This window comes from Pseudomonas alkylphenolica (assembly GCF_000746525.1).
Lineage (GTDB): Bacteria > Pseudomonadota > Gammaproteobacteria > Pseudomonadales > Pseudomonadaceae > Aquipseudomonas > Aquipseudomonas alkylphenolica.
The window spans coordinates 2,277,174-2,302,224 of record NZ_CP009048.1 but is presented as its reverse complement, the minus strand read 5'-3'; the positions used below and the strand labels follow the sequence as shown (position 1 = coordinate 2,302,224).

Genomic DNA, 25,051 nt, shown 5'->3' with positions numbered 1-25,051 from the left:
TCGCGGTTGGGGCTGTGGGAGCGGGCTTGCCCCGCGATTGCAATCTGTCAGCCACATCGCCTCGCGGGGCAAGCCCGCTCCCACCTGATGCCGATTTCAGCGACTACTAAGCTCTTCGATACTGATTTCGCGCATGCGGAACTTCTGCACCTTGCCGGTCACCGTCATCGGAAACTCATCGACAAAGCGGAAGTGACGCGGGGTCTTGAAGTGGGCAATGCGGCTCTTGCACCACTGCTGCAGTTCGATCTCGCTGGCGCTGTGGCCGGGGTGAAACTTGATCCAGGCCACGATCTCCTCGCCATAGCGCTCATCCGGAATGCCGATCACCTGCACATCCGCCACAGCCGGGTGGGTGAAGAAAAACTCCTCCAGCTCACGCGGATAGATGTTCTCGCCGCCGCGAATGATCATGTCCTTGTTGCGCCCGGCAATGCACACGTAACCCGCTTCATCCATGGTCGCCAGGTCGCCGGTGTGCATCCAGCCGGCCGGGTCGATGGACTCGTGGGTGGCCTCCGGGTTGCCCCAGTAACCAAGCATCACGCTGTAACCGCGCGTGCACAGTTCACCCATCTGCCCACGCGGGACGATGCAGCCGTGTTCGTCGACGATCTTGCTCTCCAGCTGCGGCTGGGTGCGGCCGACCGTGGTCACCCGCAGTTCCAGCTCGTCATCGGCGCCGGTTTGCAAAGACACCGGGCTGGTTTCGGTCATGCCGTAGGCAATCTGCACCTCGCTCATGTGCATCTGGTCGATGACCCGGCGCATTACTTCGATCGGACAAGTGGCGCCGGCCATGATCCCGGTGCGCAAGCTCGACAGGTCGAAATCGCCGCGCTGGGGATGGTCGAGCATGGCGATGAACATGGTCGGCACGCCATACAGCGCGGTGGCCTGTTCTTCCGCGACCGTGCCAAGGGTGAGCAAGGGGTCGAAGGCGTCATTGGGATAGATCATGGTGCTGCCATGGGTGACGCAGCCCAGGTTGCCCATGACCATGCCGAAGCAGTGGTACAACGGCACCGGGATCACCATGCGGTCCTGCTCGCTCAGGCCCAGGCTTTCCCCGACCATGTAGCCATTGTTGAGGATGTTGTAATGGCTGAGGGTCGCGCCCTTGGGAAAGCCGGTGGTGCCGGAGGTGTACTGGATATTCACCGGCTGATCGAACTGCAGGCTTTGCTGGCGGGCCTGGTAGTCGGCCAAAGTGGTCTGCCCGGCCAGTGCCGCCAACCCGTTCCAGGGCAAAAAGCCCACAGGCGGCGCGGCATCCAGGCTGATCAGCCCGCGCAGCTCCGGCAACCGTTCGCAGTTCAGTTGCCCAGGCTGTTGCCCGTCAAGGTCGGGCAGCAGCTCAGCGAGCATGGCGTGGTAGTCGGAGGTTTTGAATGCCCCGGCGCAGATCAGCCACTGGCAACCTGACTGTTTGAGCACATACTCAAGTTCGCTGGTGCGGTAGGCCGGGTTGATGTTGACCAGGATCACGCCGATCTTCGCTGTGGCGAACTGGGCAATGCACCACTGCGCGCAGTTCGGTGCCCAGATCCCCAGGCGATCGCCGCTCTTCAGGCCCAGGGCCATCAGTGCCCGGGCGTGATGGTCAACGCTGTCAGCCAATTGCTGCCAGCTGTAGCGCAGCTGCTGGTGGCGTACCACCAGGGCTTCGCGATCAGCGAAACGTGACACGGTATTGTCAAACGCCTGGCCGATAGTCATGGCCAGCAAGGGCTTGTCCTGACGACCCTGGGTATAGCTCGGTTGATTCATGGCGATCCCTTGTTGTGGTTGTTCTGGGAGCTGATTCAAGCGGGTCTTACTCTGGCGCATATTTACGTTAACGTAAAGGTCATGGTGAGATTGACAGTCGCACGGCTCAGGTTTACGTTAACGTAAAGGTGATTGCTGATCGCGGGGCAAGCCCGCTCCCACAGCCCCGCGATGAACTCCAACAATAAACAACAGAAGGTGCCCGCATGCATTATCCAACCCTGAACTTCGCCCTGGGCGAAACCATCGACATGCTGCGCGACCAGGTGCAGTCCTTCGTTGCGGCAGAGCTGGCACCGCGCGCGGCGCAGATCGACCAGGACAACCTGTTCCCCGCCGACATGTGGCGCAAGTTCGGTGACATGGGCCTGCTCGGCATCACCGTCAGCGAAGAATACGGCGGCGCCGGCCTGGGCTACCTGGCCCACGTGGTGGCCATGGAAGAAATCAGCCGCGGCTCGGCCTCGGTCGCCCTCTCCTACGGCGCCCACTCCAACCTCTGCGTCAACCAGATCAACCGCAACGGCAATGCCGAACAGAAGGCCAAGTACCTGCCCAAGCTGATCAGCGGCGAGCACATCGGCGCCCTGGCCATGAGCGAACCGAATGCCGGCTCCGACGTGGTGTCGATGAAGCTGCGCGCCGAAGAGCGCGGCGACCATTTCGTCCTCAACGGCAGCAAGACCTGGATCACCAACGGCCCCGACGCCAACACCTATGTGATCTACGCCAAGACCGACCTGGACAAAGGCCCGCACGGCATCACCGCCTTTATTGTCGAGCGTGACTGGAAAGGCTTCAGCCGCAGCAACAAGTTTGACAAGCTGGGCATGCGCGGCTCCAACACCTGCGAGCTGTTCTTCGACAACGTCGAAGTGCCGAAGGAGAACATCCTTGGTGTGCTCAACGGCGGCGTGAAGGTGCTGATGAGCGGCCTGGACTACGAGCGCGTGGTGCTCTCCGGCGGCCCGACCGGGATCATGCAGGCCTGTATGGACCTGGTGGTGCCGTACATTCATGACCGCAAACAGTTCGGCCAAAGCATCGGCGAGTTCCAGCTGATCCAGGGCAAGATCGCCGACATGTACACCCAGCTCAATGCCAGCCGCGCCTACCTGTATGCCGTGGCCCAGGCCTGCGATCGCGCCGAAACCACGCGCAAGGACGCCGCCGGGGTGATTCTCTACACCGCCGAACGCGCCACCCAGATGGCCCTCGAAGCGATCCAGATCCTCGGTGGCAACGGCTACATCAACGAGTTCCCGGCCGGTCGCCTGCTGCGCGACGCCAAGCTCTACGAGATCGGCGCCGGCACCAGCGAAATCCGCCGGATGCTGATCGGGCGCGAACTGTTCAACGAAACCCGCTGAGCACAAGGACAACGCGCCCATGGCTACCCTGCACACCCAGATCAACCCGCGTTCGGCCGAGTTTGCCACCAATAGCGCGGCCATGCTTGAACAGGTCCAGGCTCTGCGCACCTTGCTGGCCAAGGTCCACGAGGGCGGCGGCCACAAGGCCCAGGAGCGCCACACCTCGCGGGGCAAACTGCTGCCGCGCGAGCGCATTGACCGCCTGCTCGACCCCGGTTCACCGTTCCTCGAGATCGGCCAGCTGGCGGCGCATGCGGTGTACGGCGAAGACGTTCCGGCCGCTGGCGTGATCGCCGGGATCGGCCGGGTCGAAGGTGTCGAATGCATGATCGTGGCCAACGACGCCACGGTCAAAGGCGGCTCCTACTACCCGCTGACCGTGAAAAAACACCTGCGCGCCCAGGCCATTGCCCTGCAGAACCGCCTGCCCTGCCTGTACCTGGTGGATTCCGGCGGCGCCAACCTGCCGCGCCAGGATGAAGTATTCCCGGACCGCGAGCACTTCGGGCGGATCTTCTTCAACCAGGCCAATATGAGTGCCCTGGGGATCCCGCAGATTGCCGTGGTCATGGGCTCGTGCACCGCGGGCGGCGCCTATGTGCCGGCCATGGCCGACGAGGCGATCATGGTCCGCCAGCAGGCGACGATCTTTCTCGCCGGCCCACCACTGGTCAAAGCGGCGACCGGTGAAGTGGTCAGCGCCGAAGACCTCGGTGGCGCCGACGTGCACTGCAAGACCAGTGGCGTTGCCGACCACTATGCCGACAACGACGAGCATGCCCTGGCCATCGCCCGGCGCTGTGTGGCCAACCTCAACTGGCACAAGCTGGGCAAACTGACACAGCAGGCGCCGATTGCACCGCTGTACGACGCTCAGGAGCTGTACGGCGTGGTACCGGCCGACGCCAAGCAGCCGTTCGACGTGCGTGAAGTGATTGCCCGCCTGGTCGACGGCTCGGTGTTCGATGAGTTCAAGGCGTTGTTCGGCACCACCCTGGTGTGTGGCTTTGCGCACCTGCACGGCTATCCGGTAGCGATCCTCGCCAACAACGGCATTCTGTTCGCCGAAGCTGCGCAAAAAGGCGCGCACTTCATTGAACTGGCCTGCCAGCGCGGCATTCCGCTGCTGTTCCTGCAGAACATCACCGGCTTCATGGTCGGGCAGAAATACGAAGCCGGCGGCATCGCCAAGCACGGCGCCAAGCTGGTGACCGCAGTGGCCTGCGCCCAGGTGCCGAAGTTCACCGTGATCATCGGCGGCAGTTTCGGTGCGGGCAACTACGGCATGTGCGGCCGCGCCTACGATCCACGCTTCCTGTGGATGTGGCCGAACGCGCGCATCGGCGTGATGGGTGCCGAACAGGCGGCCGGCGTGCTGGCCCAGGTCAAGCGCGAACAGAGCGAACGCAGTGGCCATCCGTTCAGCGCCGAGGACGAAGCACGGCTCAAGCAGCCGATCCTCGACCAGTACGAGCACCAGGGCCACCCCTACTACTCCAGCGCCCGCTTGTGGGACGACGGTGTCATTGACCCGGCGCAAACCCGCGAGATTCTTGGCCTGGCGTTGTCCGCCGCCCTCAACGCACCGATCGAACAAAGCCGTTTCGGCATTTTCCGGATGTGACCATGAGCGACTTCACTACCCTTGAACTGATCAAGGACCCCCGTGGTTTCGCCACCCTGTGGCTAAGCCGGGAAGACAAGAACAACGCCTTCAATGCGCAAATGATCCGCGAGCTGATCCTGGCCATCGACCAGCTCGGCACCGACGCCAGCCTGCGCTTCGTCCTGCTGCGCGGCCGTGGCCGGCACTTCAGTGCCGGTGCCGACCTGGCCTGGATGCAGCAGTCGGCGGCGCTGGACTACAGCACCAACCTCGACGATGCCCGCGAGCTGGCCGAACTGATGTACAACCTGGCCAAGCTCAAGGTGCCGACCCTGGCCGTGGTCCAGGGTGCCGCCTTCGGCGGTGCGCTGGGCCTGATCAGTTGCTGCGACATGGCCATCGGCGCCGTTGACGCGCAACTGTGCCTGTCGGAAGTACGCATCGGCCTGGCGCCTGCGGTGATCAGCCCGTTCGTGGTGCAGGCCATGGGTGAACGTGCCGCGCGCCGTTATGCCCTGACCGCCGAGCGCTTCAGTGGTGAGCGCGCCCGTGAACTGGGCCTGCTGGCCGAAGCCTATCCTGCTGCCGAGCTTGAACAGGCGGTCGAACAATGGATCGACAACCTGCTGCTCAACAGCCCGCAGGCCATGCGCGCCAGCAAAGAGCTGCTGCGTGAAGTCGGCCATGGCCAACTGACCCCGGCCCTGCGCCGCTACTGCGAGAACGCCATCGCCCGTATCCGGGTCAGCCCCGAGGGGCAGGAAGGCTTGCGCGCCTTCCTGGAAAAACGCAGCCCGGCCTGGCAGGCCGAATCGTCGAACAAGGAACCGCGCCCATGACCCGTACGCCGTTGACCACCCTGCTGGTTGCCAACCGTGGCGAAATCGCCTGCCGGGTGATGCGCACCGCCAAGGCCCTGGGCCTGACCACCGTCGCCGTGCACAGTGCCATTGACCGCGATGCCCGGCACAGCCGCGATGCCGATATCCGCGTTGACCTGGGCGGCGCCAAAGCCGCTGAAAGCTACCTGGACATCGACAAACTTATCGCCGCCGCCAAAGCCAGCGGCGCCCAGGCGATTCACCCGGGCTACGGCTTCCTGTCCGAGAACGCCGGCTTTGCCCGCGCCATCGAACAGGCCGGGTTGATCTTCCTCGGCCCACCGGCCAGCGCCATCGACGCCATGGGCAGCAAGTCAGCGGCCAAGGCCCTGATGGAACAAGCCGGTGTGCCGCTGGTGCCGGGCTATCACGGCGAAGCCCAGGACTTGGAAACCTTCCGCGCCGCTGCCGAGAAAATCGGCTATCCGGTGCTGCTCAAAGCCACCGCCGGCGGTGGCGGCAAGGGCATGAAAGTCGTCGAGAGCGAAAGCCAGCTCGGCGAAGCCCTGGCCTCCGCCAAACGTGAAGCACAGTCTTCGTTCGGCGACGCGCGCATGCTGGTGGAGAAATACGTACTCAAGCCACGTCACGTCGAGATCCAGGTGTTTGCCGACCAGCACGGCAACTGCCTGTACCTCAACGAGCGCGACTGCTCGATCCAGCGCCGCCACCAGAAAGTCGTCGAAGAAGCCCCGGCCCCGGGCTTGAGCAACGCCCAGCGCCAGGCCATGGGCGAGGCTGCGGTCAAGGCCGCGCAGGCCATCGGCTATGTCGGTGCGGGCACCGTCGAGTTTCTGCTCGATGCGCGTGGCGAGTTCTTCTTCATGGAGATGAACACCCGCCTGCAGGTCGAGCACCCGGTCACCGAGGCCATCACCGGTCTCGACCTGGTCGCCTGGCAGATCCGTGTGGCCTGCGGCGAACCGTTGCCGATCACCCAGGATCAGGTGCCGCTGAACGGCCATGCCATCGAAGTGCGGCTGTATGCCGAAGACCCGGCCAACGACTTCCTGCCGGCCACCGGACACCTGGCGCTGTACCGCGAGTCGGCACCCGGCGAAGGCCGTCGGGTCGACAGTGGCGTCAGCGAGGGCGACAGCATTTCGCCGTTCTACGACCCGATGCTGGGCAAGCTGATTGCCTGGGGCCAGACCCGCGAACAGGCGCGCCTGCGCTTGCTGGCGATGCTCGACGAGTTTGCCATCGGCGGCCTGAAGACCAACATCGCCTTCCTGCGGCGTATTCTGGCCCACCCGGCGTTTGCCAGCGCCGAACTGGATACCGGCTTCATCCCGCGCTATCAGGAACAACTGCTGCCGGCACCGCAGCCCTTGCCGGCACTGTTCTGGCAAGCGGCGGGCGAAGCCTACATCCAGAGCCAGCCTCTGGCACCGCGCCTGGACGATCGCCATTCGCCGTGGGCGGTCAACAGCGGTTTCCGTGCCGGGGTACCGGCGCAGATCAGCCTGCACCTGAACAGCAATGGCCAGAGCCAGGCGTTGAGCCTCACCCACGCCGCGGCACCGGCCCTGAAGCTTGCAGGCGAGCAGTTGCTCATCGACGACAACGGAGTGCGCCGTCAGCACCTGGCGATCCGCCGTGGCGCCACCCTGTACCTGCAGTGGGACGGCGAACTGCACGCAGTGACGCCCTTCGATCCGATTGCCGAGGCCGATGCCAGCCACAGCCACCAGGGCGGCCTCAGCGCGCCCATGAACGGCAGTATCGTGCGGGTGCTGGTGGAGGTCGGTCAGGCGGTAGAGGCCGGTACCCAGCTGGTGGTGCTGGAAGCGATGAAAATGGAACACAGCATCCGTGCGCCGCAGGCCGGGACGGTCAAAGCGCTGTTTTGCCAGGAAGGCGAGATGGTCAGTGAAGGGGCTGTGCTGGTGGAGCTGGAAGAGGCCTGATGGCTTTGCTGTGATACTGCCGGTGGGAGCGGGCTTGCCCCGCGATTACGGTCTGTCAGCCAGATCGCATCGCGGGGCAAGCCCGCTCCCACCGTAGTTGTTTCTACCTTCAGAACTTAATCAGTGCCTGTACCACCACACCCAGCACTTGCGTCTGCTCGGTAAACAGCGCCTTGGGGTAGGTCGGGTTGAGCGGCTTCAGATAGCGCTGACCACCCTCCTCGATCAACTGGCGAAACACCGTCGCCGTGCTGTCCGCTGAGCGGGCGATCAACAGCTTGCCGGGCTCGGCGGCAATACCGCTGTCGACCAGGATCAACATGCCTTGCGGCACGCTCAAGCCCATCGGCGCGGTCATCGCATCACCTTCGACACGTAACCAGTACCCGCGCCCTTGCGCCGCATAGTCGCTCGCCTGGCGCTCAGCGCCCTCCGGCACCTCGGTCAGGTCCACATCGTCCCAACTCAGCAGCGGATAGCGAAAATACAATTCGTGCCGTTGGCCGTCGGCACCGGTCACGGCCAGCGGGAACGCGTTGGCTTCATAAACACCGCTGTTTTCCCGCAACTGGTGGGGATACACCATCTGCAGCGGCGGGAACCCCACCTCCACCAGAATCTGGTTGATCATCTGCAGTTTCGGCTGGCGTCTCTCGCACAGCCAATGGCCCACGGCGCCTTGCGTGTAGCCGAGGCGCTCGGCGAGTTTTTCCTGCGTGAGGTTGATGTCACGCATCCTGGCTTTAACCAGATCAGTCCAATTATCCATCGCTGGCACGATACGGACTGCCCCATGGCGCTCAATACACAAATTGTAGTATTTAAAGATTAGTAGCAACTACAAAACGTATTACTCTTTGCCGTGTCCGATCATTGTTCATTCACAAGGCAGGCTGCCGCATGAAACAGACACTTTCTGAAAAGGATCTCACCCTGGACAACGAGTCCCTGAGCAACAGCGATGCCGCCCGGCGTGCACTGGATTTCTACCTGAACCCGAGCCCACCCGCCGAATCGGCACAAACCAGTTGGCTGGTGCCGCGCGAGGGCCTCGACCAAACCCGGACCGCCGAGCATGCGACCCAGCTACTGCGCTGGGCAGCAGCCACGGCACACGAGTCGGCCAATGGCCTGCAGGGCACACAGCGGGATCAGGTGTTGGCGGTGGCACACATGGTCAATACGGCCAGGACTGTGTTCGAACATCTGTCGATCACGAGCGCAGGGAGGTAGTGGGAGCGGGCTTGCCCCGCGATGAGATGTGACTGAAGAATCGCTATCGCGGGGCAAGCCCGCTCCCACCGGAGCACATTCGGTAAAAGATTTTTACGGAATGATAGAAAATTCATTTGACTTGCAAATGATAACGATTATTATTGCTCGCAACTGGTCGCGAGACTGGTTGGATAACCTGAAAGCCCTTAGGTCGGACTCTCAGATTATCTCCTCATCAGGCTAATCACGGTTTTTGACCCGGCTTTTTGCCGGGTCTTTTTTTTGGCTCTTCAGGCTAATGAAGGCGGGTGTTGCTTGAATGGCCGCGATGATAGCAAATGAATGTCGCGTGGTGAAGCGTGTAACAGCGCTTTGCAGAATTAGCACTTGAGAATCAATCTCGTTACGACTAAGCTGTTATCGCGTCACGGAGGACGCCCCCTCCCCCTTATTCAGCAAGGAGCTTGTACATGACCCGTCTGTTGCTGCCCCTTGAGCATCACCCCCACTCCCAGGACCTGACTGACGATACCCTGCTGCAGCAATTGAAGAAGTTGCCGCGTCGCGTCCAGCAGGTCTTTCTGCTCAGCCGCCTCGACCAGCTGAGTTTTGCCGCCATCGCCGAGCGCCTGGACCTGCCTGCGCTGACGGTGGAGCGCCACATGAACCAGGCCCTGCAAAGCGTACGCCCGCAGCGTGACGTGCTGGCGAGCATGGCCGGCCAATGGTACGTGCGCCTGCAAAGCCCGCAGGTCACCGCCAGTGAACGCATCGATTTTCGCCGCTGGCTCGACGCCGCTCCCGAACACCGCGAAGCCTTCCACGCCACCGAACTGCGCTGGCGCACCCTGCTGGCCCCGGCGCGGCAACTGGGCCATGACGCCTGGTATCGTCAACCGCGCGCGGCGCTGTCGATCGGCGGCTGCTCGGTGGCCATCGGCCTTGCCTTGGCGGCATTGGCAGCGATTGGTTTCTGGTCCTGATCCAGGCGTGTAGAGTGGGCATCACAACAACGCTACTGGAGCCTGGTGATGACTGTGACGCTGCCCCCTCTGCACATCGACTGCGATTTTGATTCCGGCAATATCCTGATCAACGATGCCAGTGACCCGCGCCGTGTGCGCCTGGCGATTCGTCCTGACACCAACAGCGATCACTTCCAGTGGTTCCATTTCAAAGCCAGTGGCCTGACGCCAGGCCAGGCGCACACCTTTATCCTGGAGAACGCCGGGCAGTCTTCCTACAACGAAGCCTGGACGGGTTATCAGGCGGTAGCGTCCTATGATCAGCAGAGCTGGTTCCGGGTGCCTACCCAGTTTGATGGCAAAGCCCTGAGCTTCGCGCTCAACGCCGAGCACGCGCAAGCCTGGTTCGCCTATTTCGAACCCTATCCCCGTGCCCGCCACAATCAATTGATCGAACGCGCGACCAGCCTGCCTGGCGTCGAACTGCTGGCCACCGGGCGTAGTGTCGAAGGGCGTGACATTCAACTGCTGCGCGCAGGCGACGGTGCCAGCGGCAAACGCAAGATCTGGATCATTGCCCAGCAGCACCCGGGCGAACACATGGCCGAGTGGTTCATGGAAGGCGTGATCGACCGCCTGCAACACAACGACCCGACCCTGCAGGCCCTGCTGCAGCAAGCCGACCTGTACCTGATTGCCAACATGAACCCGGACGGCGCGCTGCGCGGCCATCTGCGCACCAATGCCGCCGGCCAGGACCTCAACCGCGCCTGGCAGAACGCAAGCATCGACAAGAGCCCGGAAGTGCTGTTCGCCCAGGTGCAGATGAAGCAGCACGGCGTCGACATGTTCCTCGACGTACATGGCGATGAGGAAATCCCGCATGTCTTCACCGCCGGCTGCGAAGGCAATCCCGGCTTCACGCCGCGTATCGAAGCACTGGAAAAAGCCTTCCGCGACGGCCTGTGCAAACGTACGGTCGACTTCCAGCAGGTCCACGGTTACCCGCGTTCGGCACCGGGCCAGGCCAACCTGACCCTGGGCGCCAACAGCGTTGGCCAGGCTTATGATTGCCTGTCGCTGACCCTGGAGATGCCGTTCAAGGACCACGACGATGCGCCGAATGCGCAAACCGGCTGGAACGGCCAACGCTCAAAAGCGCTGGCCAACGCTGTGCTGGACGTACTCGGGCAAATGGTCAGCACCCTGCGCTGAGGCGCGCCAGGCGCTGCCTCAAGCCTGACCGTGAGCCTTGTGCTTGAGCTTCTCGGTGTCGACCCGGACGAACACCGAGTCGGCGCTCACGGTCAGCACATCGTCGGCCCAGACTTCGCAGATCACCCGGCTCTTGCGCCCTACCTCGCCTTCGACCCGCGCCTTGAGCAGCAGCTCGACGCCCATGGGCGTGGGCTTGAGGTAGGTCAGGTTGAGCTGGCCGGTGACGCAGTCGATCCGTGGCAGGCTACCCGGCTCGCGCCCTTCGGCGCGGTAGTGGTAAGCCATGGCAGTCCAGTTCGAATGGCAATCGACCAGCATGGCGAGCAGGCCGCCATACACCAGGCCGGGCCAGCCGAGGAAAGTGCTGTCGGGCGAGTGCCGGCTGATCAGATGGATACCGTCATCGTGCCAATGGCTTTTGAGGTGCAAACCACTTGGATGGGAACAGCCGCAGCCATAGCAGACGCCCTCGGGCGCAGCCAGTTCCTGAACGGATAACAGAGCGTTGTTCATAAGCTTCCTTGTTGTCTGTTTTGTAGGAAAAGCAATGCAAAGGTGGGAATCGGGCTTGCTGTGGGAGCGGGCTTGCCCCGCGATTGCAATCAGTCAGTCACATCACATCGCGGGGCAAGTCGAGTCGTCGCACCGCCGCTCCCACCGCTTACAGGCCCAGTTCCTGCGGGGTGAGCATGTCGCATTCGAAAGCGATCCAGCCACCTTCCAGTTCAGCGTGGCCATTGACGATCGGGCCGTAGTAGCTCAGGCCGTTGTCCAGGGTCACGCAGATGTGCGTGGCTTTGTCGGGTGCTGCCAGGGTGCCGACAAAATGCACTTTTTTCAGGGTTTCAGTCACCGCCTCAAGACCGACCCGGATCGCGACGTTCTCCACCGCTTCGACGTCATCATGCAGATCGTCGCTAACGGTCACGGTGGCTGTGTAGTTGTACATGCTTGAACTCCAACGACGGATAGATCGGCGTCTGCTGACGCACTCGGGCGCCTAGGGTAATGGAGTGTCACGGAAAAATCCCGTTCGCTTCGACATCCGGCAACGCCAAACACTGGTATTGTGCGCCCCCGCCAAGACTATTCAGGGAAAATACATTGACCGCTGAACAACACCTGACCTCGGACCTGTTCGAAGTCGACAAGCGCCTGGGCCTCAAGCCCGTGGTGGATTTCAACACTTACCTGGAAAAGGCCTTCGGCGACGGTCCCTGCCGTTGCAGCCGCTGCCTGGCCGCTGCCGGCGATGAGTCGGGCTACGAGCACGCCCACAGCTTCGAGCTGGCCGGGCAAAAACTGCATCGGCGCTTTGCCACCACCGCGGGCAGCGACGTGCTGATGGTGCTGAAAAAAGCCTGGCTGTCGTACACCAAGGCCGAGCTGCCGGCGCTGGGCAATCTTGACCTCGATACCTTGCGCGCCTTCGTCGAGCCGCAGTTGCACAAGCGCCTGGTGCCGTTGCTGCTAGCAAGTGGCCTGGCCAGGGACGTTGACGGGCAACTGGTATTGCAGGCGCAAGCGGGCGATTGATGGTCATGGCGGTGGAGGTCCGCGACGTTGCGGACCGCTCCACCGCGCAAACCTCTACAAGACGCCTTTACCGATCAGCACACCCTCAACCTTCTGCCCATACAGGTTGACGCCATCATTGGCGTGGTATTTGACCCGCGTCTTCTCGATCGAACCCTCCACCAGCCGCGGGTCCTGCGGCCGTTCATGACGGTTGATGAAGGCGGCGACATCCCAGGCCTGCTGATCGCTCAGACTGCCAGGCTTGCCCAGCGGCATGTTGTATTTGATAAAAGACGCCGCGGTGTTGATCCGGTGCATGCCCGCGCCCCAGTTGTACGAATCCTTGCCCCAGAGCGGCGGCATCACGTAGTCCTGCGCGACTTTCTGGCCCTGCCCTTCGGGGCCGTGACAGATCGCACACTGCTGCTGATACACCTGCTCGCCACGCTTGAAGTCGTACCCCTGCGCCGGCTGCGCCACCTCGGGATAACCACGCCCCGGGGTTTCCACACCAATCGGCGCCTTGCTCGCCAACCAGTAGGCATACACCGATAACGCCGTCATTTGTGCGCTGTCCGCGGCCGGCGGCGTACCGTTCATGCTGAACTGGAAGCAGCCCTGGATACGCTCGGCAAAGGTGTTGACCTTGTCGTTTTTCTTGCGATACGCCGGGTACATGGGATACGCGCCCCATAGCGGCGCCGAGTTGCCCAAACGCCCCTGATCCAGGTGACAGTTACTGCAATTGAGGCCATTACCGACCTTGTCCGGCATCAGGCGCTTGGTGTCGACGAACAGCGCATGGCCTTCGCGAACCATCTTGCCGAAGGCGTTGTCCGGCAATTCGCTTTCCGCCGGTGGCACAAAACCGGAGGCGCTGCCTGCCGCTGGCACCTTGAGCTGCGACTGGTCTTCCATGGCAATCGGTGCGGCGTGGGCGTTCCCCAGGGCCAAGGCCAGGGCTGCGAACATAAGGGGCTTCATGGCTTGACCTCCTGGCTGGCGGCACCGGCAAAGTAATCGGCCACCGCCTTGATTTCCTCATCGTTCATGGCCTTGGCGACGCCAACCATCAGCTGGTTAGGGTCGTTGCTGCGACTGCCATCGCGCCAGGCATTGAGTTGCGCCACCAGGTAGGCAGCGGGCTGATGGGCCAACGGCGGAAAATGCTCGCCCACCCCGACACCGCCAGGGCCATGGCATTGCACACAGCCCGGGATCTGACGACTCCAGTCGCCGTACAGGGCCAGCTTCTGTGTGCTGTCAGCGGCCATCTGTTGCCTGCGGGTGTCTGCCACCGGCTCGCTTGGCATGGCTGCCAGGGTGCTGGTCACGGCCTGGATTTCCTCATCGCTGAGGGCTTTGGCCAGTGGCTCCATGATCGGGTTCTTGCGACTGCCACTGCGAAAATCATGCAGTTGCTTGCTCAGGTAAGCCGCCGGCAACCCGGCAAGGCGCGGGAAACCGGCCGCGGCCATGCCCTTGCCGTCGGCACCATGACAGCCCAGACAGGCCATTGCGGCAGGGTTCTGCCCACCCTGACTGAAGATTTTCTGACCGTCTGCAGCGTTGACGGCGGTGACTGAAAACAGCAGCAGGCTACTCATCAGGATTCGATCCAGTGGGATCATCACGGACTCCATTCTTTTATTATAAGCTTAGGCTTATTTTTCATAAGCACATGGATAGTAGGCCTATCTGCCGTCAGCGACAACGCTGAAGCGGCTGAGAAAATGGCAAATCGCCAGCTGAATCGATTAGCGCGCACCGCCAGGGTTACCGCTCATCAGTCAGGCACACCGGTTGCGCCAAGCCTGTCGAATCCGCCCTCGCCCGGACGACCATGAATACATTCCCCCGCAGGAGCGTAACCATGGACAACTACCGCAACCCGCAAGTGGTTTCCCGCAGCGAATGGCTCAGTGCCCGCCGACAGTTGCTGCTGCATGAAAAGGCCCTGACCCATCAGCGTGACGAACTCAGCAGGGCCCGCCGCGCCCTGCCCTGGGTACGGATCGAGCAGCCCTACAGCTTCGAAGGCCCGCATGGGCACCTGAGCCTCGCTGACCTGTTCGCCGGCCGCAGTCAGCTGCTGGTCTATCACTTCATGTTCGACGAGGGCTGGAACGAAGGCTGCAGCGGTTGCTCGTTCCTGGCCGACCACTTCGATGGCGCCAACTTGCACCTGGCCCACCACGATGTCTCGCTGGTGGCGGTGTCGCGGGCGCCCTTCGCCCGGTTCCAGGCGTTCAAGCAACGCATGGGCTGGAAGTTTCCCTGGGTTTCGTCGCACGGCAGCCCCTTCAACCGGGAGTTCGGCGTCAGCGTCAGCGACGACGGCAGCAGCCAGTACAACTACGAACCCTACTCGGGTAGCGAAACCGAACTGCCCGGCTTGAGCGTGTTCTATCGCGATGCCGACGGCACAATCTTCCACACCTACTCAAGCTATGCCCGAGGCCTGGACATCCTCGTCGGCGCGTACAACTTCCTCGACCTGATGCCCAAGGGTCGCAATGAAGAAGGCACCATGGATTGGGTGCGCCATCACGACCGCTATGCGCAGGCGCACGCCGAACAGTCTTCATGCTGCCACGAGCGCTGAATCGCGGGGCAAGCCCGCTCCCACCGTGTGATCAAAAACCTGTGGGAGCGGGCTTGCCCCGCGAATAGTCCCCTCAATTACGCGCTGCATAACGCTGCGCCAGCACCGCACACACCATCAACTGGATCTGATGAAAGATCATCAACGGCAAAATCATCGCGCCGATGCCGCCACCGACGAACAGCACCTGGGCCATCGGCACGCCGGTGGCCATGCTCTTTTTCGAACCGGCAAACAGGATGGTGATGCGGTCTTCCAGGTTAAAGCCCAGCCACCGCCCCAATGCACTGGTGCACCACAGCACCACGGCCAGCAACAGGCAACAGACCAACACCAGCCCGGCCAAGCGCAACGGCGCCACCGCATGCCACAGGCCGCTGACCACCGCATCACTGAAGGCGGTGTAGACCACCAGCAGGATCGAGCCCTGATCGACGCTCTTCAGCCAGCGCGCATTGCGGGCCACCCACGGGCCGATCCAGCGCCGCGCCAGTTGCCCGGCAACAAAGGGCACCAGCAACTGCAGGACAATTTTCAGCACCGCCTCCAGGCCCGAACCGCTGTCGCCTTCCACGCCCATCAGCAACACCACCAGCAACGGCGTCAGGGCGATGCCCAGCAAACTCGACGCTGCTGCGCTGCAGATCGCCGCCGGGACGTTGCCGCGGGCCAGCGAGGTGAATGCGATCGCCGATTGCACCGTCGCCGGCAACGCACACAGATAGAGCACGCCCAGGTACAGTTCATCGCCCACCAGCGGCAGCAGCAACGGCTTGAGCGCCATGCCCAGCAGCGGAAACATCACGAAGGTGCAGGCGAACACCAGCAGGTGCAGGCGCCAGTGCCCGGCACCGGCCGCCACCGCTTCACGCGACAGCTTGGCCCCGTGCAGAAAGAACAGCAGGCCGATGGCCAGGTTGGTCAGCCAACCGAACAGCACCGCCCCATCGCCTTCGCAGGGCAGCAAGGTGGCCAGCAGAATCACCCCGAGCAGGGCCAGGGTGAAATTGTCGAACAGCATCCGCAGGTACTTCATGGTCGATCCTGACTTGTTATTGTGGCGCGCCAGACGATAAGGTCTTTGCACCTACTTCACTAACGCCAGAACCCCTGCAGTGTCGCCAAACGGACAACCCAGCCTGCCCGAACCGCAGCGCCTCGAACACCTGACCCGGCTGCCACGCCCGGTCTACGGTCACGTCCAGGCGTTGCCCAACATCGTCCTCGGCTACCGCCATGCGCATCCCTGGGGGCAGTTGTCCTACGCTATTGGCGGCGTGCTGCAAGTGCATACCGACCGGGGTTTCTACCTGGTGCCACCGCAACGCGCCGTGTGGGTCCCGGCGCAGGTCCAGCACCGGGTCAGCTGCCAGGGCAACACCTGCCTGCGCAGCCTCTACCTGGAGCATGCACCCGCCGGGTGGTCGGCCAGCCAATGCCGGGTGATCGCTATCAACCCGTTATTGCGCGAGTTGATCCGTACCTTCAGCGAGTTACCGGTGCACTACGATCCGCAGGGTGCCGATGGGCGCCTGGTACAGGTGCTGCTCGATCAGCTGACAATGACGGGCGAACAGCAGTTGATGCTGCCGCTGCCCCAGGACCAGCGCCTGCGGGCATTGTGCAGCCACCTGCAGGCGCAACCTGACGCGGCAACCAGCCTGGGTGAATGGGCGGCACAGGCGGCGGTGTCGGAAAAGACCCTGAGCCGGCTGTTCCAGCGCGAAACCGGATTGAGCTTCAGGCTCTGGCGCCAGCGCATGCGCCTGTTGAACGCACTGCCGGCACTGGAGCGAGGTGAGCGGGTCACCGATGTCGCCCTGGCCTGCGGCTATGATTCGCTGTCGGCGTTCATCGCCGCGTTCGGCAAACAGTTCGGCGCGCCGCCGGGGGCATTCTTCCGAACACGGCAGAGCAGCGTGTTGTAAACACAGAACCTTCGATCCGCTTGCCCAACCTGCTACCCTTTTGCCCGCCTGCCAAGCCTCATGCCAGAAAAAGGAGTTTCCATGGCAACGCTCACCGTGCGCGACGAAACCGTCTCGGGGGAAGTCTTTGAAGCTTTCACCCTGCACTTCCCCAACGCCACCATCACCGTGCGCCAGCTGATCCGCGAACGGGTCCACCAGGAGGTCTTGCTGCATACCCGGCAGCGTCTGGTGGTTCCCACTGCACTGGAGGCCAGCCTCAACAGTGCGCGTCAGGCCACTGAACAGCCACCGGTGGACTGGCGCAAACAGGTCGACATCGCCTGTCAGGCCTTCGAACGCAACGGCTTCGTCATCCTCCTCGATGAACACCAGGCCGAGCACCTCGAGGATATCCTGACCATCCGCCATGACAGCGTGGCCAGCTTCATCAAACTCACTCCTTTGGTAGGCGGCTGATCCATGGCTCTCGAACAACTCCAGGCTTTTGTCCACGATTTCCCGCAAACCGACCTCGGCACCGTCGAGCACCTCGCGCCGGATGGCTATCCGTTGCTGGCCAGCAGCGAGCTGCGCCACGAACACCAGTTGATCAGCACCCTGCTGCCGCTGCTGCAAACCATTGACGGCCGTCCCGAGGCGATCTACCAGGCGCTAGGCGAACTGCCCGCCGTGCAGACCCTGGCGCAGCCGCAACAACGCGTGCGTCTGGTGCTGGCACTGATCGAACGGATCGTGGCCTACGATGGCGGCCTGAGCAGCGCAGCGCTCAACTATGAGTTCACCCATAGTTTCGACAAGGGGATCATGCCGGCGCTGGTCAGCCTGTTGATGCAAACCGACGAGGTGCTCGAACAGGTGGCCGTGCCGGTATTGCAATGGATTACCGGCTACCGTTTTGCCTATGACCACGTCGTGCCGATGCTCACGGTAGTCAACTGGGCCGTTGCCAGGCAGCACCTGCCAATGCCCGACGCGCTACGCCAGCTGCTCAGGCTGCTGCGCAGCCAATGCACCGATAGCGACCATTACGGCAACGCGGTCAGGTACGGCAACATCGCCGAACATCTACAGGCAAAGCTCGACCCACTGCTGGGCAACGGCGTCTGGCAATTACTGGTGCCCTGCGAACACTGGACGCAGCTGGCCGTCAATGAACTGCAAGCGTTGCCTGCCGATCGCTGCGAGCCCTGGCTGGCGTTGCTCCGTCAGGCCAGCACCGCCACCACAGCGCGGCCTTCGGCAAAGTGGCTCAAACACGCCCGCGCGCTGGTGACGGACGTCGGTGAAGCGCCGCTGCGCGCTGCCCTGTTGCGCTGGTTCGCCCACATCGATAGCGGACGCACCGGGGCGCTGCTGTGCGACCGCTGGAACGAGATCGATGATCGCGCGCGCATGAGCGAAAGCAACGCCACGATCCTGCGTGGTCTGCTGTGGATGACACCGATGCTGGCCGACAGCGAGCTGACCCGGGCACTCGCCCGGGTGGCCTTGAGCGCCTACCGCAAAGTCCGCGGCATCGGTGCCCGGGCGCCCAAGGTCGGCAACACCGCGGTGTATGCCTTGGCGTCGATTGCGACGACCGAGGCCGTTGGCCAGCTGGCCTTGCTCAAGGCCCAGGTCAGGCTCAACAGCGCCCAGAAAGAGCTGGAAAAAGCCTTCACCAGCGCCGCCGAAACGCTCGCCCTGCCCCGTGACCAGATCGAAGAGCTCAGCGTACCCAGCTACGGTCTGGAGCAAGTTGGCCTGCGCCGCGAACAGCTGGCCGACGGTGCTTACCTGGCCGAGCTGCGCGTCGACGGCAAGACGGTGAGCCTGAACTGGTTTCACGCCGACGGTACGCCACAGAAATCGGTGCCAGCCAAGGTCAAGGCCGAATGCCCTGAAGCCCTCAAGGAACTGCAAGCCGCGGCCAAAGACATCGCGCTCATGCTCACCACCCAGGCGGTGCGCCTGGACACCCTGTTCCTGCTGGAAAAGCACTGGCCGCTCGAACAATGGCAGCAGCGCTACCTCGATCACCCGCTGGTCGGCACCCTGGCCCGGCGACTGATCTGGGAGATCCGCGAAGACGGCCAGTGCCTTGCGGTGTTGTTCGCCGATGGCTGCCTGCAGACCCTGGACAGCCGCAACGTCAGTTTTTCCAGCGCGGCTGAAGTGCGTCTCTGGCACCCCATCGAGCGAACGCTGGAAGAGGTCCTCGCCTGGCGCGAGCGCATCGAAGCCCTGCAGATCACCCAACCGTTCAAGCAGGCGCACCGGGAGGTCTACCTGCTGACCGAGGCCGAGCGCCGCACTGCGACCTACTCCAACCGCTTCGCCGCGCACATTCTGCGTCAGCACCAGTTCCATGCCCTGGCCACTGGCCGCGGCTGGCGCAACACCCTGCGCCTGCTGGTCGACGACAGCTACCCGCCGGCCATTCGCGAGCTGCCGGCCTATGGCCTGCGCGCCGAGTTCCAGGTCGATGGCATGGGCGACAACTTCGGCGTCGACACCAATGAATCCGGCACCTTCCTGCACCTGGGCACAGACCAGGTGCGCTTCTACGCCCGCGAAGGCGAAGATACCGCGCTGGCGCTGGACCAGGTGCCGCCACTGGTGTTGAGTGAGGTCATGCGCGACATCGACCTGTTTGTCGGTGTCGCTTCGCTGGCCAACGATCCGCAATGGGTCGACAGCGGGCCTGATGTCCGCTTGCGTGATTACTGGCAGCAGCATTCATTCGGTGAACTGGGTGCCACCGCCCAGACCCGCAAGCAGCTTCTGGAAAAACTGCTGCCGCGCATAACCCGCCTCAAGGGCAAATGGGCCCTGCACGGGCGTTTCCTCGAAGTCACCGGCAAACTGCGCAGCTACAAGATTCACCTGGGCTCAAGCAACATTCTGATGCTGCCAAATGATCAGTACTTGTGCATCGTCCCCGATGCCAAAGCGCGTACTCAGTCCACGCCACAGTACTTGCCCTTCGAGGGCGATGCCATGCTGTCGATTATCCTGTCCAAGGCCCTGCTGCTGATCGATGATGACAAGATCAGTGACCCGGCCATCACCCGCCAGCTGGCGCTTGACTGATCCGGGAATGCCCATCAGCGCTCGCCTACTGACCTGCGCCAGCGCTGCCAGGGTCCTGTTGCCGAGCACGCTGCCCGGCCATCGCGGTGCTGGCTAACCAGGCTTTGAACGCCAGCATCGCCACGCTCTCGGCGCGCGACTGCAAGCGCGTCAACCAGTAGCTGCCGGTGTTGATGCTCACGTTAAACGGCTGCTGGATTACGCCACTGGCCAACAGCCGTTCAAACATCGAGGGCGGTGCCAGGGCCACGCCAACACCTTGTTGTGCCGCCTCCATCATGCCCAGTGAAGAGTCGAAGACCACCGTGCGCGTGGGTCGGCTGGTACCGGGCATTCCTGCGGCCAGGAACCACTCATTCCACTCCTCGGCCCGGTAGGAGCGCAGCAACGTCTGCTGCAGCAGGTCTGCCGGCGAGCGCAACTGCGCCGCAATCTGCGGCGTACACAGCACCGACAACGGCGCATCGAACAGCGGCATGGCCTCGATACCGTGCCAGGCCCCACTGCCGAAACGGATGGCGTAGTCGAGCCCTTCGGCGGCGACATCCACGCGATTATTGTTGGTGGACAGGCGCAGGTCGATGTAGGGATAGCGCGCCTGAAAGTCAGCCAGGCGTGGCAACAGCCAGCCAACGGCGAAGGTACCCACCGCCCCCACCGTCAGCACCTCACGGTAGTGTCCCCCTTCGAAACGGTCCAGGACCTGGGCGATGCGGTCAAAACTTTCGCATAACACCGGCAACAGGGTTTCCCCCTCGCTGGTGAGCATCAGGCCACGGGGCAGGCGCTTGAACAGCGTGACCTTGAGCTGGGCTTCGAGGCTTTTGACCTGATGGCTGACGGCCGCCTGGGTCACACACAGCTCGATCGCTGCACGGGTAAAGCTCAAGTGCCGCGCCGAGGCCTCAAAGGCACGTAACGCATTGAGAGGTAAATGCGGCCGAATCACTTGCTCACCTTAATTTTTCTAATACCTGCTGCGAAATATCATTGTTTGTCGTGCAAGCACAAAGCGCCTAGATTGGCGGTCCCTGCTGCAGCCGGGCCATCCTCTATCAACCCACATGGAACCGTGTCCGATGATGCATTACAAAACCAGGCTCAAGCCAGGGATTCTGTTAGCTGTAACACTTTGTATCGCTGCTGGCCAGAGTATCGCAAGCCCCCTTTGCGAAGCACAACTGGAGTCGACGGTAAGCACTGCAATCCAGCCGCTGATGCAGCAACAGGCCATCCCGGGCATGGCCGTCGCCATCAGCGTCAACGGCAAGCAGCATTACTTTAACTACGGGGAAGCGTCAAAACACAGCGGCCAGCCCGTCAGTGCCGAGACGCTGTTCGAGATCGGCTCGGTGAGCAAAACCTTCACCGCCACCCTCGCAGCCTACGCCGAGGCCAGCGGCAAGCTGTCGCTCAGCGATCCGGCCAGCAAGCACTGGCCTGAACTGAAAGGCAGCGCCTTCGATGGCATCACCCTGCTCAACCTCGGCACCTACAGCGCTGGCGGCTTGCCGTTGCAGTTCCCCGAACAGGTCAAGGACCAGGCCTCGCTGCTCGGCTACTACCGCCACTGGAAAGCCGACTATGCCCCCGGCACGCACCGGCTGTACTCCAACCCGAGCCTGGGCCTGTTCGGTTACCTGGCCGCGAAAAGCATGGACACCCCGTTTGCTGAGCTGATGCAAAAGCAGCTGCTCCCGCAACTGGGCCTGCTGCACACGTATGTTCAGGTGCCTGCGACACAAATGGGCCACTACGCCCAGGGCTATGACAAGGACAATCAAGCCGTGCGGGTCGGCCCGGGACCGCTGGATGCCGAAGCCTACGGGCTGAAAACCACGTCCGCCGATTTACTGCGTTTTGTCGAGGCGAACCTGCAGCCGCAAAGCCTCAGCGCGCCGTTGCAACGGGCCATCGCCACAACCCAGACCGGCTATTACCGCGTAGGCGAAATGACCCAGGGCCTGGGCTGGGAGCAGTACCGCTACCCAGTCAGCCTGGATCAGTTGCTGGCGGGGAACTCCACTGCGATGACCCTTGAGCCGCAGCGGGTAACCTGGCTGAAACCGGCCCGGCCGCTGCAGGACGACATGCTGCTGAACAAGACCGGCTCAACCAACGGCTTTGGCGCGTACGTGCTGTTCGTACCGTCGAAACACATCGGTATCGTGCTGCTGGCGAACAAGAACTACCCGAATGCCGAGCGGGTCAAAGTGGCCCATGCGATTCTCACCGCACTGGACCACTGACAAGCTCAAGGCGTGCCGTTACGCCCATACCGGCGATAGCCCTCGCGCTCGTTCAAGCGATCGTAATAGGCCTGCACCGCTGGCAGCGCAGGACGCTCCAGCGGGGTCTGGAACCAGCGGTTGACCGACAGGCCGATGGGAATGTCGGCCAGGGAAAACGCCTCGCCACTGACGTAGGCGCCGGTACGCTGCAACTGTTGCTCAAGGATGGTCATGTTGCGCGCCCAGTTACGACACGCCGCTGCCAAGGCCTCGGGATCCTGGTGCGCAGGTGACTTGCGCACCAGCGACATGAAGGCATAGCTCCAGGCCCCGTTGAGGTCGGTCGCCTGCCAGTCCATCCACTGGTCGACCCGCGCACGCAATCGCGGCGCCGTCGGATACAGCTGCTCGCCGCCATACTGGTTGACCAGGTAGCGCAGGATGCTGTTGGACTCCCACAAGACGAAATCGCCGTCTTCGATCACCGGCACCATGGCGTTGGGGTTGAGCGCCAGAAAGTCCTCGCTGAGGGTCGACTGAAAGCCCGAGCCCCAGTCTTCGCGTTCGAATGCCAGCCCCAGTTCGGCACAGGTCCACAACACTTTGCGCACGTTGATCGATGAAGCCTTACCGAGTATTCGCAGCATCATTCACTCCTGTGGTTGCGGTTGCGTCAGCCGTTGCAGAAACAGGCTGAACAGTTCCGATTGGGATGAAACACCCAGCTTGGCGTACAGATTGCGGCGGTGCACTTTCACCGTTTCCTGGGAAATGGTCAGACGCTTGGCAATCGCTTTGCTGGAGTTGCCACGCAGCACCAGACGGGCGATTTCCAGCTCGCGGGCCGACAGGGTATCGCTGCCGAAATGCTCCAGCGCGCGCTCCACCGGGGTCACCTGAGGGTCATGCTCCTGGGTCGGGTTCTGCAGTTGCCAGTGCTGGCGCAACAGCGCCAGCAGCCAGGGCGCATACAGGGTCATCTGGCCCAGGTGTGCGGTTTCAAAACGCTGGCTGGCGCCAAGGGAAATCGCCAACCGCTGCCCTGGCGCCAGGTTAAGAATCAACTGTAGCTCGTCCTCGCCGATGGCCGAGCGAAAATAGTTCTGGAAATAGTCGCTCTGGCGAAATTCGTCCGGCGCCACCTCTTCCATGCGGTAGACGCCGTCAGCCAGGCCGTCCTGCATGGCCTGGTTGAACGGGTCGAGCAGGTACAGGCCACTGAGGTACAGCGGCATAGGCGACGGTGCATCGCTGAAACCGCGGTCGAACTCGGCCAGCACCACCGGCGCGCAGTCGTTCTCGGCGAAGATCACCAGGCCGTTGTCGAACGGCAACATCTGGTTCAGCAGCATCAGGGTCTGTTGCCAGAACCCCGGCCGCCCCAACTGTCCGATCACCTTGGCCAGCCCATGATGATGGGCTGCTGCTTCGAATAGCGTCTGCACCGATAACTCCTGGGGGGTAACGATTGGGGGTAATCGCCAACGGCGGTCCGAGTTCCTAGACTCTGCATACCGGCACGCAGTATTGCGGTTGTCCGCCCCGTTTGTCATGCCCGCCATGATCGCGGGGCAAACAGCGCAGCGAGCGGCCTTCGAATCTTCCCGATGGAGCAGTGAAGCAATGCGTATTCGTGACCTGGGCATTCGTATCGGCATGGGCAAACCCGGCGTCTTCAACGCCATCACCGATGTCCCTGGCGTGCGCGTCGGCCATCACACGATCCACCGCGAAAACGGCGAACAATCGGTACACACCGGCGTCACCGTGATCGAGCCGCGGCCACAACCGGCGCACCTGCAACCGTGCTTCGCCGGCGTGCATGTGCTCAACGGCAACGGCGATGCCAGCGGCCTTGAGTGGATTCGCGAGGCCGGTCTGCTGACCACCCCGATCGCCTACACCAACACCCACAGTGTCGGCGTGGTCCGCGATGCACTGGTGGCGGCCGAGCGTGAACTGGGCAAGCAACGCACCTACTGGTGCATGCCGACGGTGCTGGAAACCTACGACGGCGTGCTCAATGACATCTGGGGCCAGCATGTCACTGCCGAACACGTCCATGCCGCGCTGGCCGATGCCCGCAGCGGAGCGGTGGCCGAAGGCTGCGTGGGCGGCGGCACCGGGATGATCTGCCACGAGTTCAAGGGCGGCATCGGCACCTCGTCGCGGGTACTGAGCGCTGAGGCCGGTGGCTGGACCGTCGGTGCCCTGGTGCAGGCCAACTATGGTGTACGTGAAGCCCTGCGGGTCGGCGGTTATCCGGTCGGCCAGGTGCTGGGCGAGCTGCCCTCGCCGTTTCGTGGCAGCGAAAACATCGGTGAGGCCGGTATGGGCTCGATTGTCGTGACCCTGGCTACCGATGCCCCGCTGCTGCCCCACCAGTGCACCCGTCTGGCCCAGCGTGCCAGTGTCGGCCTGGCGCGGGTCGGTGGCGGTACCGAGGACACCAGCGGCGACATCTTCGTGGCCTTCTCGGTGGGCAACAGCGATCTGCCGGTGACCAATGTCGGCCGTCCGGGCGTACCGACCACCACGGTGCAGATGGTCAACAACGACCATATCTCGGCCCTGTTCAGCGCCGCTGCCGACGCTGTCGAAGAGGCCATTCTCAACGCGATGCTGGCCGCTACCGACCTGCAAGCCAATGGCCAGCAAGCGCTGGCGCTGAAACCCGAACAACTGCTTGAGGCCCTGCACGCCGTCGGCTGGAAAGCCGATCCGCGCGCCGCAGAGCGCTCCTGACTGACAAGACA

At 62.9% G+C, this 25,051-nt stretch carries 24 protein-coding genes; 14 read left to right on the top strand and 10 right to left on the bottom strand.

The window, feature by feature from the left end; all coding sequences use genetic code 11:
* Positions 1 to 96 precede the first annotated feature (96 nt).
* Entirely contained in the window at positions 97 to 1,770 is a 1,674-nt protein-coding gene (locus tag PSAKL28_RS10715) for an AMP-binding protein (protein WP_038609936.1), read from the bottom strand.
* A gap of 206 nt (positions 1,771 to 1,976) precedes the next feature.
* Here PSAKL28_RS10715 and PSAKL28_RS10710 point away from each other — a divergent pair, with 206 nt between their 5' ends.
* From PSAKL28_RS10710 to PSAKL28_RS10695, 4 genes are read left to right on the top strand one after another with little or no spacing between them, the layout of a single operon-like run.
* Positions 1,977 to 3,140 carry an isovaleryl-CoA dehydrogenase gene (locus PSAKL28_RS10710; protein ID WP_038609933.1) on the top strand — a complete coding sequence of 388 codons (1,164 nt, stop codon included), beginning with the start codon at positions 1,977 to 1,979 and terminating at the stop codon, positions 3,138 to 3,140.
* Positions 3,141 to 3,159: 19 nt separating this feature from the next.
* Positions 3,160 to 4,767 (top strand): carboxyl transferase domain-containing protein, encoded by a 1,608-nt coding sequence (locus tag PSAKL28_RS10705; RefSeq protein WP_038609930.1) that lies wholly within the window; start codon positions 3,160 to 3,162, stop codon positions 4,765 to 4,767.
* Positions 4,768 to 4,769: 2 nt separating this feature from the next.
* Positions 4,770 to 5,588: a gamma-carboxygeranoyl-CoA hydratase gene (locus PSAKL28_RS10700; RefSeq protein ID WP_038609927.1), complete on the top strand. Its 819-nt coding sequence runs from the start codon at positions 4,770 to 4,772 to the stop codon at positions 5,586 to 5,588.
* Entirely contained in the window at positions 5,585 to 7,540 is a 1,956-nt protein-coding gene (locus PSAKL28_RS10695; RefSeq protein ID WP_038609924.1) for an acetyl/propionyl/methylcrotonyl-CoA carboxylase subunit alpha, read from the top strand. The genes PSAKL28_RS10700 and PSAKL28_RS10695 overlap by 4 nt, the downstream gene beginning before the upstream one ends.
* Before the next feature lie 109 nt (positions 7,541 to 7,649).
* Here PSAKL28_RS10695 and PSAKL28_RS10690 read toward each other — a convergent pair whose 3' ends face one another.
* A complete protein-coding gene (locus PSAKL28_RS10690; RefSeq protein WP_038609921.1) occupies positions 7,650 to 8,309 on the bottom strand; it encodes a LexA family protein in 660 nt (219 codons plus the stop codon).
* A 131-nt stretch (positions 8,310 to 8,440) separates the two neighbouring features.
* Between PSAKL28_RS10690 and PSAKL28_RS10685 the strand changes: the two genes are divergently transcribed.
* From PSAKL28_RS10685 to PSAKL28_RS10675, 3 genes are all read left to right on the top strand, one after another.
* Complete coding sequence (locus tag PSAKL28_RS10685; RefSeq protein ID WP_051939279.1) at positions 8,441 to 8,773, top strand: DUF6124 family protein; 333 nt, start codon at positions 8,441 to 8,443, stop codon at positions 8,771 to 8,773.
* A 452-nt stretch (positions 8,774 to 9,225) separates the two neighbouring features.
* Complete coding sequence (locus PSAKL28_RS10680; protein WP_038609918.1) at positions 9,226 to 9,738, top strand: DUF4880 domain-containing protein; 513 nt, start codon at positions 9,226 to 9,228, stop codon at positions 9,736 to 9,738.
* A gap of 48 nt (positions 9,739 to 9,786) precedes the next feature.
* Positions 9,787 to 10,935, top strand: coding sequence for a M14 family metallopeptidase (locus tag PSAKL28_RS10675; RefSeq protein WP_038609915.1), 1,149 nt, complete (start codon positions 9,787 to 9,789; stop codon positions 10,933 to 10,935).
* 18 nt (positions 10,936 to 10,953) lie between these two features.
* Here the strand turns inward: PSAKL28_RS10675 and PSAKL28_RS10670 are convergent, their stop codons facing one another.
* Both PSAKL28_RS10670 and PSAKL28_RS10665 read right to left on the bottom strand, forming a co-directional pair.
* Positions 10,954 to 11,451, bottom strand: a complete 498-nt coding sequence (locus PSAKL28_RS10670) for a PaaI family thioesterase (protein ID WP_038609912.1) — start codon at positions 11,449 to 11,451, stop codon at positions 10,954 to 10,956.
* 148 nt (positions 11,452 to 11,599) lie between these two features.
* Positions 11,600 to 11,887 (bottom strand): hypothetical protein, encoded by a 288-nt coding sequence (locus tag PSAKL28_RS10665; protein WP_038609908.1) that lies wholly within the window; start codon positions 11,885 to 11,887, stop codon positions 11,600 to 11,602.
* A 155-nt stretch (positions 11,888 to 12,042) separates the two neighbouring features.
* Here PSAKL28_RS10665 and PSAKL28_RS10660 point away from each other — a divergent pair, with 155 nt between their 5' ends.
* Positions 12,043 to 12,474 carry a hypothetical protein gene (locus tag PSAKL28_RS10660; protein WP_038609905.1) on the top strand — a complete coding sequence of 144 codons (432 nt, stop codon included), beginning with the start codon at positions 12,043 to 12,045 and terminating at the stop codon, positions 12,472 to 12,474.
* A 54-nt stretch (positions 12,475 to 12,528) separates the two neighbouring features.
* Here the strand turns inward: PSAKL28_RS10660 and PSAKL28_RS10655 are convergent, their stop codons facing one another.
* The gene (locus tag PSAKL28_RS10655; RefSeq protein ID WP_038609902.1) at positions 12,529 to 13,440 is read right to left on the bottom strand and encodes a c-type cytochrome; all 912 of its coding nucleotides are present in this window, start codon (positions 13,438 to 13,440) and stop codon (positions 12,529 to 12,531) included.
* On the bottom strand, positions 13,437 to 14,087 hold the full coding sequence (locus tag PSAKL28_RS10650; RefSeq protein WP_038609899.1) for a c-type cytochrome: 651 nt from the start codon (positions 14,085 to 14,087) through the stop codon (positions 13,437 to 13,439). Before PSAKL28_RS10650 ends, PSAKL28_RS10655 begins: the two co-directional genes overlap by 4 nt.
* 242 nt (positions 14,088 to 14,329) lie before the next feature.
* Here PSAKL28_RS10650 and PSAKL28_RS10645 point away from each other — a divergent pair, with 242 nt between their 5' ends.
* The gene (locus tag PSAKL28_RS10645; protein ID WP_038609896.1) at positions 14,330 to 15,061 is read left to right on the top strand and encodes a DUF899 domain-containing protein; all 732 of its coding nucleotides are present in this window, start codon (positions 14,330 to 14,332) and stop codon (positions 15,059 to 15,061) included.
* Between the two features lie 73 nt (positions 15,062 to 15,134).
* Here the strand turns inward: PSAKL28_RS10645 and PSAKL28_RS10640 are convergent, their stop codons facing one another.
* The gene (locus PSAKL28_RS10640) at positions 15,135 to 16,097 is read right to left on the bottom strand and encodes a bile acid:sodium symporter family protein (protein ID WP_038609892.1); all 963 of its coding nucleotides are present in this window, start codon (positions 16,095 to 16,097) and stop codon (positions 15,135 to 15,137) included.
* Between the two features lie 79 nt (positions 16,098 to 16,176).
* Here PSAKL28_RS10640 and PSAKL28_RS10635 point away from each other — a divergent pair, with 79 nt between their 5' ends.
* The 3 genes from PSAKL28_RS10635 to PSAKL28_RS10625 all read left to right on the top strand — a co-directional run bounded on the left by PSAKL28_RS10635 (position 16,177) and on the right by PSAKL28_RS10625 (position 20,064).
* Positions 16,177 to 16,989 carry an AraC family transcriptional regulator gene (locus PSAKL28_RS10635; protein WP_038609889.1) on the top strand — a complete coding sequence of 271 codons (813 nt, stop codon included), beginning with the start codon at positions 16,177 to 16,179 and terminating at the stop codon, positions 16,987 to 16,989.
* Positions 16,990 to 17,070: 81 nt separating this feature from the next.
* Positions 17,071 to 17,448: a hypothetical protein gene (locus tag PSAKL28_RS10630; protein WP_038609886.1), complete on the top strand. Its 378-nt coding sequence runs from the start codon at positions 17,071 to 17,073 to the stop codon at positions 17,446 to 17,448.
* A gap of 3 nt (positions 17,449 to 17,451) precedes the next feature.
* Positions 17,452 to 20,064: a DUF4132 domain-containing protein gene (locus PSAKL28_RS10625; protein ID WP_038609884.1), complete on the top strand. Its 2,613-nt coding sequence runs from the start codon at positions 17,452 to 17,454 to the stop codon at positions 20,062 to 20,064.
* A 25-nt stretch (positions 20,065 to 20,089) separates the two neighbouring features.
* On the opposite strand, the gene PSAKL28_RS10620 is transcribed toward PSAKL28_RS10625, so the two are convergent.
* Positions 20,090 to 21,013, bottom strand: a complete 924-nt coding sequence (locus tag PSAKL28_RS10620; RefSeq protein ID WP_051939277.1) for a LysR family transcriptional regulator — start codon at positions 21,011 to 21,013, stop codon at positions 20,090 to 20,092.
* A gap of 133 nt (positions 21,014 to 21,146) precedes the next feature.
* Between PSAKL28_RS10620 and ampC the strand changes: the two genes are divergently transcribed.
* Complete coding sequence (ampC, locus tag PSAKL28_RS10615; protein ID WP_096335699.1) at positions 21,147 to 22,313, top strand: class C beta-lactamase; 1,167 nt, start codon at positions 21,147 to 21,149, stop codon at positions 22,311 to 22,313.
* Positions 22,314 to 22,318: 5 nt separating this feature from the next.
* Here ampC and PSAKL28_RS10610 read toward each other — a convergent pair whose 3' ends face one another.
* Positions 22,319 to 22,942 (bottom strand): glutathione S-transferase family protein, encoded by a 624-nt coding sequence (locus tag PSAKL28_RS10610; RefSeq protein WP_038616482.1) that lies wholly within the window; start codon positions 22,940 to 22,942, stop codon positions 22,319 to 22,321.
* Positions 22,943 to 22,945: 3 nt separating this feature from the next.
* The gene (locus tag PSAKL28_RS10605) at positions 22,946 to 23,740 is read right to left on the bottom strand and encodes a helix-turn-helix transcriptional regulator (RefSeq protein WP_051939275.1); all 795 of its coding nucleotides are present in this window, start codon (positions 23,738 to 23,740) and stop codon (positions 22,946 to 22,948) included.
* 178 nt (positions 23,741 to 23,918) lie between these two features.
* Here PSAKL28_RS10605 and PSAKL28_RS10600 point away from each other — a divergent pair, with 178 nt between their 5' ends.
* On the top strand, positions 23,919 to 25,040 hold the full coding sequence (locus tag PSAKL28_RS10600; RefSeq protein WP_038609878.1) for a DmpA family aminopeptidase: 1,122 nt from the start codon (positions 23,919 to 23,921) through the stop codon (positions 25,038 to 25,040).
* Positions 25,041 to 25,051 lie beyond the last annotated feature (11 nt).